This is a genomic window from Anaerolineales bacterium, from assembly GCA_016928575.1.
Classification (GTDB): Bacteria; Chloroflexota; Anaerolineae; order Anaerolineales; family RBG-16-64-43; genus JAFGKK01.
This window is the reverse complement of sequence record JAFGKK010000098.1, coordinates 1-9,474: the sequence shown is the minus strand read 5'-3', so window position 1 is coordinate 9,474 and position 9,474 is coordinate 1. Positions and strand designations below refer to the sequence as shown.

At 60.1% G+C, this 9,474-nt stretch carries 6 protein-coding genes; all 6 read right to left on the bottom strand.

Annotated elements, in window-relative coordinates:
• Positions 1 to 152: 152 nt before the first annotated feature.
• Entirely contained in the window at positions 153 to 2,399 is a 2,247-nt protein-coding gene (locus tag JW929_12485; protein ID MBN1440217.1) for a serine/threonine protein kinase, read from the bottom strand.
• A gap of 195 nt (positions 2,400 to 2,594) precedes the next feature.
• A complete protein-coding gene (locus tag JW929_12480; GenBank protein MBN1440216.1) occupies positions 2,595 to 3,638 on the bottom strand; it encodes a PD40 domain-containing protein in 1,044 nt (347 codons plus the stop codon).
• A gap of 61 nt (positions 3,639 to 3,699) precedes the next feature.
• Positions 3,700 to 4,851 (bottom strand): PD40 domain-containing protein, encoded by a 1,152-nt coding sequence (locus tag JW929_12475; GenBank protein MBN1440215.1) that lies wholly within the window; start codon positions 4,849 to 4,851, stop codon positions 3,700 to 3,702.
• Between the two features lie 334 nt (positions 4,852 to 5,185).
• Complete coding sequence (locus JW929_12470; protein ID MBN1440214.1) at positions 5,186 to 6,655, bottom strand: glycosyltransferase family 39 protein; 1,470 nt, start codon at positions 6,653 to 6,655, stop codon at positions 5,186 to 5,188.
• 577 nt (positions 6,656 to 7,232) lie between these two features.
• The gene (locus JW929_12465) at positions 7,233 to 7,631 is read right to left on the bottom strand and encodes a hypothetical protein (protein MBN1440213.1); all 399 of its coding nucleotides are present in this window, start codon (positions 7,629 to 7,631) and stop codon (positions 7,233 to 7,235) included.
• A 309-nt stretch (positions 7,632 to 7,940) separates the two neighbouring features.
• Positions 7,941 to 9,474 (bottom strand): PD40 domain-containing protein (locus JW929_12460; protein MBN1440212.1); only part of this gene is annotated, 1,534 nt, incomplete at its 5' end.

Sequence of the window (9,474 nt, the reverse complement as noted above, 5' to 3'; positions counted from 1 at the left end):
TGGCTGCTCCCCAATGAGAAGTAATGGAATGCAGCTAATGATATCCAGAAACGATTTTCCTGTTGGTTCCGGCTAGTCCGGGTTAGGGTTCCCGTCCACTAGGAATACTTCCGATAAATGGCGCGGTTTCGGGTGCGACCCGGCCGAGGGGATTAGATGTGCGGGGCTTCGACGAACAGGATGTCGCCCAGAGAGCTGTCTCTGCCGGGCGCAACAAAGGTCAGGAGGAGTTTGCCGTTTTCCGCGACGGCGGCCGAAAAACCGTTTATTGCCACATCTTCCAAGCTGCGGATGGAGACGGGACCGGTCCATGCCCCTGCCTGATCCGGATCTTCCTTGAAAAGCCAGATTCCGTATTCGCCCGAGAAATAGCCCGTGCCGAGGAGATACACGGTTCCGTCGTTGTCGGTCACAAAATCCAAGGTCCACAGAATAAAATCGGTCCGCAGCGGGTGGGCGGGAGACCAGGATCCGTTCCAGACGAGGGTCCGGGTGGCGTCGTAATCGTCTTCCAGCAGATAAACGCTCCCGTCCTTTCCAGGATAGAGGATGAGCGCCGCATACGCGCTTCCCGTGTCTTGGATGACGGCCTGGGTTGCGGACCAAGTGGTCCCCTGGTTGGCGGAATAGCGGCAGATCGCCGCCGGCGTGTCGGCGGCGCGAACCCAACACAGGTGGTATCCGGTTTTAGAATCCACGGCGAACGCGGTGGAATTCATGCCCAGGGAGCCGTCGGCAATGAGGGTGCTTCCCACCTGGACGGTGTTGTAGCCCAGCAGAGGGCTGATCGCGCTGCCGGAAGGATCCAATTCCAGGAGGAAATCGTTGCCTTCGATCGATTCGTTCTGCAGGGTGATCTGGCGGGTCTCGGGCGCGCCGGAGCCGCGGTAGCAGGCGATGTAGCCCACCCGCCGGACGTCCGGGGACAGGTAGGTGAAGCCGACGCACACCTTGCCCCCGGGTTGAGACGCAAAGTGGTATCCGTAGCTGCTGACCGGGGCTTCCAGATGGCACGAGACGCAATCCGGTTCGGTCCATTTGCCGTCCGGGGTGAACATCCGGTGGAGGAGGATTTTAAGGTCTTCGTCGGTTTCATCCAGCCAGAAGACGTGCGCGATACCCTCCGAATCCACTCCGATGTGCGGCATTGTCGAATACGGCTGTCCGTTGGAAAGCAGGAAAGGCTGGCCGGAGACGTATGGCACCGCGGAGGCAGCGGGGGTGATTTCTTCCGCGGTCGGGGTGAGGGTTTCGGAGGGAGCGGGTGCGTCGGTCGGCGCCGCGGTCACGGTGGAGGCGGCCGTCGGACTCAGCTGATCGGGCGGCCTGAACAGCCATTTTCCGAAATCTGTATTCAGAAAGGCCGCGCCGCCGCCGACCGTCAGGCACAGGCAGGCGAAAATTCCGGCGATTGCGGCCCAGGGAGAGAATCGCCGGCGTCCGGCGGGAGCGGCCGCCCCGGAGGCGGGCGGCGGGGGAGGCGCTGCGGCCGGTTTCGGCGGGAAATCCCCGGTGCCGGCGCGGCGGTCTACGCCCTCGGTGACCGCAACCGCGGCCGTCGGCTTTCGGCCGCCGGTGACCTCGTCGAAGGCCCGGCTGAACTCGGCCGCCTTCTGGTAGCGCTTGTCGGGTTCCTTGGCCAGCGCCCGCTCGAGCACCGCGCTGGATCCGGCCGGGAGTTGGGAATCCGCCTCCGAAAGCTTGGGGGGCGGGTTGGAGACGTGCATCATCATCACCTTCAGCGGCGAATCCGACTGGAAGGGGGCCTGGCCGGTGAGCATCTCGAACACGACGATGCCCAGGGCGTAGATGTCCGAGCGCCCGTCGACTTTCTTCTCACCGCTGATCTGCTCCGGGCTCATGTAGGCCGGAGTGCCGATCACCATCGAGCCGGTCAGCGTGCCGGCGGTATCCGAAAGGTGGGCGATGCCGAAATCGCTCAGGTAGGCGTTGCCGTACTGGTCGAAGAGGATGTTGGCGGGCTTGAGGTCGCGGTGGACGATGCCCTTGGCGTGGGCGGCATCCAGCGCCGAGCCGATGCGGGAGAGGATCACCGAGGCCTCGGCGGCGGGGATCGGGCCGGAGCGGATGCGGGAGACGAGCGAGCCGCCGCTCAGGTAGCGCATGACCAGGTAGGGCTGGCCGTCCCCCTCCCCGAAATCGTATACCGGGACGATCGACGGATGCTCGAGCGCGGCGATCGTCCGCGCCTCGCGGTGGAAGCGGGCGCGGAAGGTCGGATCGTGCATCAACTCGCGCGGCAGGATTTTGATCGCCACCTCGCGGCCGAAGTTCGGGTCGTAGGCGAGGTAGACGGAGGCCATGCCGCCGCGCCCGATTTCGCTGCGGATCTCGTAGCGGGAGATTTTTTCCGGCAGGGGGGGAGGAGTATCGTTCATGGGACGCATCCTAAAGGTCGCCCGCGGGGCGTCGTCCAATGCTTATTATAGGAGAAAAACGGGAAACCGGAAGGAACGGTTCGGCGCGCCGGAATCCCCCGGGTCTTCCGCCCCCTTTGCCGAGGGGGGCAAGATTCCGGGGATACCGATCACGGATCCGGTGGGACGGCCGTTGACCGCTTCCCAACTTTCCGATTACCCTATCCAGGAGGGGGAGAAATCCTCGGCCGGGTCGTTGGTCAGACGGGTCAGTTCGGATCCGTCGTTCTTCACCTTGTAGATTTCGTAGTCCCCGTCGCGGTCGGACATGAAGACGATCCACCGTCCGTCCGGTGACCAATCCGGCGAAAAATCACCCTGCGGATCGTCCGTAAGCCGGACGACGTTCGAGCCGTCGGCGCCCATCACGAAGATCTCGCTGTTCCCCGTCCGGTCCGAGCCGAAGACGAGGCGCGCACCGTCCGGGGACCAGGCGGGATCGAAATCCATCCAAGGCCCCCCGGTGAGGGCGGCGGCATTCCCGCCGTCGGGGTCCACCAGCATGATGGTCGACTCGCTGCCGGAGAAATTGTCGAATGCGATCCGCATCCCGTCCGGAGACCAATCGGGATTGGCCTGCACCCCGCCGGCGATGTTTACACGGGCGGGATGCGTGCCGTCTGCGCCGATGATGAAGAGCTTGAACTGCGCGCCCGATCCCGACATGTAGGCGATGCGGGTTCCGTCCGGAGACCAGGTTGGGGCGTATTCGTCGCTGACGCTTTCCGTCAAACGGACGGGATTCGAACCGTCGGAATCCATTACGTAGATTTCCGGATTCCCGTCCCGGTCCGAGACGAAGGCGATGCGCGATCCGTCCGGGGAGGGCGCGGCGTGGAAATCGCCGCCCGGGCTTTGGGTCAGGCGGATCAAATTCGAGCCGTCGGGATCCATGCGGTAGATTTCCTGGTCGCCGCTGCGGTCCGAGGTGAAGAGGATCCGGCCGCCGCCTCGACCGGAAACGGTCGGGGTGAGGGTCGGGGTGGGCGTGAGGGTGGCGGTGGGGGTGAGGGTGGGGGTCGGCGTAGCCGTCGGGGTGGGAAGGATGATCCCCAGCATCATTCCGACTTGGTTGCGGGCGCCGGCGTCGGCGGCCAGGATCCCCGCCGGAATTGCCGCCGCGCCGCAGCACAGGCACAGCGCAATGCCCAAGCATCCGATCCAGATCCAATTGACGGGATGGTTTTTTGTATCGGCCATGCATTGTTCTCCTTTACCAAAGCGCGGTTGAATTCCCGGGAGGCGATTCCAAATGATCCGCCTACGGCTGCCAATCCGGCGAATACTCGTGTTCGGGGGTGTCCGTCAACCGAACCACGTCCGAACCGTCGGGGTGCATGAGGTAAAGATCCGTATTGCAATCGTAGGGGCATTTATGTTGATCCGCCGCGTTGCGCGTGGACCGGAACGCGATCAGCCTTCCATCCGGCGACCAGGCCGGGTCCGAATTGCTGCCTTCCCCATGCGTTAGCTGCCGCACGCCGGATCCGTCTGCATTCATGACGAAGATTTCGCTGTTGCCGGTCCGATATGAGACAAAGGCGATTTCTTTTCCGTCCGGAGACCATCCCGGGAGGAAGTCTTCCCCGGAGTTGCTTGTCACGCGGACGGGGTTCGTTCCATCCGCGTTCATGACGTAAATGTCCCAGTTCCAATCGCGATTGGAGGTGAAGGCAATCTTCTCCCCGTCCGGCGACCATACGGGATCCACATCCCAACCCGGGGAACTGGTGAGCCTCCGGACCTCGGTCCCGTCGGCATTCATGGTGTAAATTTCAAAATTGCTTTCCAAGGTGATGTAGACGGACGGTGGAGCATTCCGAAGGGAAACGAAAGCGATTTTTTCCCCGTCAGGCGACCAACTCGGAGAGCTGTCGTTGGCGGGATGGTCGGTAAGCCGTTTCCGCTTGGAGCCGTCGGATTCGACCGCGTAGATGTCGGAGGTGGAATCGCTTTCGCCGTAGGAGGTGAAGGCGAGTTGCGTGCCGTCCGGCGACCAGACGGATTCGTAATCGTAGGAATTCCCGCTGGTGATTTGGTTTTGCCGGGAACCGTCGGAATTCATGGCAAAAACCCAGCAACCGGATCCATTCCATCGCGAATAGGTGATCCGCCCGCCGCCTCCGCCGAGGGCAGTGGGGGTGGGCGTTAAGGTCGGTGTGGGTGTGGGCGTGACGGTCGGGGTCAGGGTCGGGGTGGGCGTGATGGTGGCTGTGGCGGTGGCCGTGGAAGTCGGCGTCGTCGTGGCTGTAGGAAGGATGATCCCCAGCATCATTCCGACTTGGTTGCGGGCGCCGGAGTCGGCCGCCAGAATTCCCGCCGGGACGGCGACGGCCCCGGCGCACAGGCATAGCGGGATACCCAGGCATCCGGCGATTACCCACAATGCGGGTCCTTTTTTATGAGCAGACATTCGAAAATCTCCTGTGCGGTTTCATGTTCGGCTTGGATGGATTCAGGAGCCCCGGACCGCAACCGCGGGTTGCGGCTGTTGACGCGGTCAAGGGTATGCCTGCAGGCCATGGTCTTCGTCGCGGCCGACGGCGCCAATCCCGGAGAAACTTGCGGAAAACCCTCGACCGCCTTCGCGGGGCTTGCGCCGCGAGGCTCCTCCGCGAAGGCGCAGTCCATCTCCAACGGAAGCCGGTGGATGGCCCGCCTCCGTATCCGCCGCGGGCGCTTTTTCTACATGCAGGATAAACCGATCCGGTCCACCGCGCAAATGCCGCGTCCGTTTCCGCGCCCGGCTAGGGCGTTTCCGCGGGCATCAACGGATTTTCGTTCGCGGCCGGATCGTAGTAATACGCCTCCCGGCCGGGGAAGGCCTGCATAACCTGCGTATTTTTTTCCGGACCCAAATCGCGCGCGAAGACCACGTCCCCGTCCAGATAGGGGTCGTTCAGCCAGGAGAATGCCGCGTAGTCCGTCCAAGCTTTTCGGCGGACGAACACCACGGCGTTGCGCAAACCGGCGGCGGAGACGGAATCGGAGCCGGCGCGGGAAATGTCGTAGAGGCCGTAACCGCGGAGGAAGCGCGGCTCGATCTGAAACGCGACGCTCCACAGGAGGAACAGCGGCAGGGCGGCTTGGACGAGGCGCAGACGCCATTTTCCGGCGGAGAACTTGAGCAGGCCGCGCGCCGCGAGCAGCCACAGGAACGGCATGCCCTCGGAATAATAGCGGCCGCCGAAAAATTCACCGGCCCGCGCCCAGTAGGCGAGGTGGGCCAGGATCAGCGCCAGCGGCGGGAGCAGGAGAAGCAGATCGCGCCGGCCGCGGGGGGCAAACAGCAACCCGGCGGCCAGCGGGAGGACGACCAGCGGGAATCCGCCCGGCGCCGGCCAGCCAGTGAGCGCGGTTTGGAAGGCGGCCAGATCCAATCCGGCGTTGAGCAGGGCCAAGGCGGGGGAATGGCCGTCCCCGCGTCCGATTCCGGGCCCGAAACCGACCGTATCGTACGCCCACCAGAGGGTGTAGGTGTTTGTGAAGGGGGATCCGGTGACGGCGTAATTGTAAAGCGGGAGCAGCGAACAGACCGTCAGACAAACGGCCACGAGCGGAAAATAGATCCGAATGTAGGGGCACAGCGTGTTGCGCCCTATCGCCCGGATCCCGTCGCACAGCGTGATACCGATGAACGGCAGAGCGACCGCCAGCGCGGTCCACGGGCGGGCGAGGACGGCCAGTCCGAGGGCGAAGCCGGCGAGAACGGCGTAGCGCAAGGGATGGGACGACGCGGGACGGCGGGCGCTTAGGAAGGCCCAGGCGAAGAAGACGAGCGCCGCCATGGTGACGGGGTGGGGCAGAAGGGAGCCGGATAGCAGGATGAAAGCCGGCGAAACCGCGCCGAGCGCGGCGGCCAGCAGGCCGCAATCCGCGTCGAACAGGTCCCGCCCGAGTAGGAACGCGCCGAACAGGGCGAGCGCCGAAGCCAGCGCGTTCACCGCCCACGGCGCGCCGAGCAGGACCCCGAGCGCGAGGACGAGCGGGTAACCGGGCGTGTATTTGCCGAACCAGATTCCATCGTGGACGATGGCGAAGGGGACGAGGAACGCGTCCGAGTCGGGCGGCGCCGGCGCGGCGACCGATCCGGAGGCGAAGACCCGGGCCTGGAAGAGGTTGGCGTGCTCGTCCTCGAGGTGCGGCATGGCCTCGAAGATGCCCCAGGCCACGGCGGAGGCCGTGAAGAAGACCGCCAGGCAAAGGAACAGGATCATACGCTTCCGGCGGCGGGACAAGGGCGCGGGTTCTCCCGGAGGCACTCTTGGGGAATCCGCGGCGCGCGCGGCAGTGCCGGGATGCGACAAACCGCTGGGGATTGAGCCGGAGGCGGACATGGATCGATCAATCATATCATCGGGCGGGGAAAAGCGCTGGGATGCGAAGGAAGCCGCGGATGAGGACGGGTCAGGGAATCCGAACCTGCCGGAAACGGAAAATAACGCAATCAGATTTTCGGATCCCGGGATTCCTCCGTTTTGGCCTGATCCACATCGGATAGCTTTAATCCCTAGGTCCAATCATCGAATTTTCCTTTGGATTTGGTAATTAGAGAGGAAAAGTACTGAGTTAACGGATCCGCCAGAATGCGAAAGGAGGCAAAGGTTGGATAAACCAGAAGCATCAACAATGAAATCATATCCCTTTTTGCGATCCACAATTCGGCGGCGGAGGTGGATATAAGGATCAGCGCCAGGACCGAAAGGATACCGGAGATAAGAAGCTCATATTGCCGATGTGTGGTTTGGTTATTGCCGTTCAGGTCGAGCGGAAATACCTGACTAGAAAAATACCCTAACTGGTGGCTGCCAGCCCGACCGGAAGAGGAAGAAGAACGACGATGGAAACGACGGATGTGAACAGCCTTACGGCAACGGCCGCGCTGAGCATGCCCAGAAGGATGGACAAGGCGGCAATCAGGGTCAGCAACCCTCCCGCGGGGATCCAGAGCAGAAGGATGATTTTAGTCAGCCCCCTCAGCGCGCCGAACGAAACGAATAGGAACCCGGACCACCACCGTTCCAGCGAATTCGGGTTTTCCGGCAGGCGGAAGCTGGCGGAGAGGAAATTGATTTTTTCCAAAGCGTTGGGGACAATGTAAAAGATAAGTAGTAATAGGATGACGAGGATGTACCGCAACGGCAGGTGAAGAAAATTAATGCGGTCGAGAATTTCAAGAATGGGGTCGGACATGGCGGGTGTTATCCCCCGGTCTGTTTATTGTTGATCTGGAAATTAGGGGGGAATGGATGAAAGTCTGCACTGGAAACGCAGATTAGAATGAATTGTGCATCGCCTCGAGGGGCAACACTCCAACGGCAACCTCGCGCTGGAATTTCGGATCGCTGGCGAGATAGACGATGGCCATCCCACCGCGGCTGAGCTCGCGGATGTTCTCGTAGAGAAGGATCCCCTTTCTCTTTGGTGCTGATTTTGATATCTCGGACGTGGCGCGGCACCAAGAAAAACGTCGATTTTTTCAAATAGCTAAAAAAATTTTCTCTAATCATTCATTGGAATATCACAAATAAGAATCTTGCCGGAACTCAATCCGATAGCCAGCCTATCTCCATCGGGTGAAATAGATAGGGATTTGATGGAATCGAATTCGATCCCAAACTCCTTTATTGAAAAGGCGCTCCAGGGTTCACTTGTCACAGGATCCCATAAAATAATTACATCGCCGCCGCCGCTGATAAATTGTTTTCCATCTGGAGTACCTATAAAATCAGCCATCAAGCCTTCATATTTTGAAATATTGTTCGGAATGATTACTTGTTTGGTATCCATGTTCCAAATCCAAATCTGTTGAACAGATCTAGCGGGGCTTATCTCAAGAGATCCGCCGACGGCGAGTTTTCGTCCATCTGGTGTCCACCCCAGCCCGACTATCAAAAATAAATCTTCATTAGTGAAACGATCGGACACCTTTTTTTCGTCGACATCCCATATCAAGATTCTCTTCCAGGGTGAAGTAGAAAAAGCGATTCGGCGGCTATCCGGAGAAAAGGCTATTTTATCCGGCCAATCTCCTGGAGAAAATGATTCGTAATGAGAAAAATCTGTGGTATTCCAAAGGAAAAGGTCGGATGCATTGGATATGGCTAGATATTTTCCATCCGGGGACCAGCTAGAGTCAACGATGTTTACGTATTGCACTCCGAGGAACTCCTCTTGAAAGATCATTTTCTGTGTGGGAATATCCCAAAAAATTACCTTCTTATCCTTGTCTCCAATCGTAACTACTTTTTTACTGTCAGGAGACCAGCTTGTACTCTTGGCTTGCCCGTTGTGTCCTTGAAGGATGGATTGTACATTCCAGGATGAAGTATCCAGGAAGCGGATTCCACCATCTCCATATCCGGCAACGGCAAGCAGTGATCCGTCCGGCGACCAAGCCAGGTCGGTCATCGAACTGTTTGTATCAATGATGACAAATTGGGTATTCCCCTTGGGCGTTTCGGGCGATGCCTCGACCGTCTGATTGGATGTGGGTATTCCGATTCCGGAGGATGAAGATGGAGATATGACTTGATGGAGTTCCGGACTCGAAGTGGATATCATATTCCCAGGGGTGATGCTAGATGTTTTCAAATTAGAAAAAATAGGTATGGCGCCTTCAGAAAATGAATACACTGCAAATGCGGCGGCCGATCCACCTACGATACAGATGCATAGCAACGCCGTGGCGATCGTGGCTAACAGAGGAAATTTCCTAGACGATTTATCTGGCGCGGATTTTGCCATGGGTGTCTTTGATCCTGTATCGTCAGCGGTATCTCTATGGGCGGATATGACTTGGGAGTAGGCATAGGTTGCCGAGGTTTCCGACAATGACGGCGTCTTCCCGGCGGCGATTGCCTCCAGATTTATTCCGAGTTCCGAAGCCTTTTGAAAACGGAACTCCGGATCCTTGGCCAGCGCGCGAATCAGAACGCCGTTGAGGGTGTCCGGTAGGTCGTCCCGTTCCTCCGGCAGGCGCGGGGTGGGGTTGGCCAAGTGCGCCATCATCAGCTGGGCGGGCGTATCGGCCTTG

Coding starts and splice junctions, on each gene's coding strand:
- JW929_12485 (MBN1440217.1), bottom strand. CDS start 2,399: ATGAACGATACTCCTCCCCCCCTGCCGGAAAAAATCTCCCGCTACGAG.
- JW929_12480 (MBN1440216.1), bottom strand. CDS start 3,638: ATGGCCGATACAAAAAACCATCCCGTCAATTGGATCTGGATCGGATGC.
- JW929_12475 (MBN1440215.1), bottom strand. CDS start 4,851: ATGTCTGCTCATAAAAAAGGACCCGCATTGTGGGTAATCGCCGGATGC.
- JW929_12470 (MBN1440214.1), bottom strand. CDS start 6,655: ATGATCCTGTTCCTTTGCCTGGCGGTCTTCTTCACGGCCTCCGCCGTG.
- JW929_12465 (MBN1440213.1), bottom strand. CDS start 7,631: ATGTCCGACCCCATTCTTGAAATTCTCGACCGCATTAATTTTCTTCAC.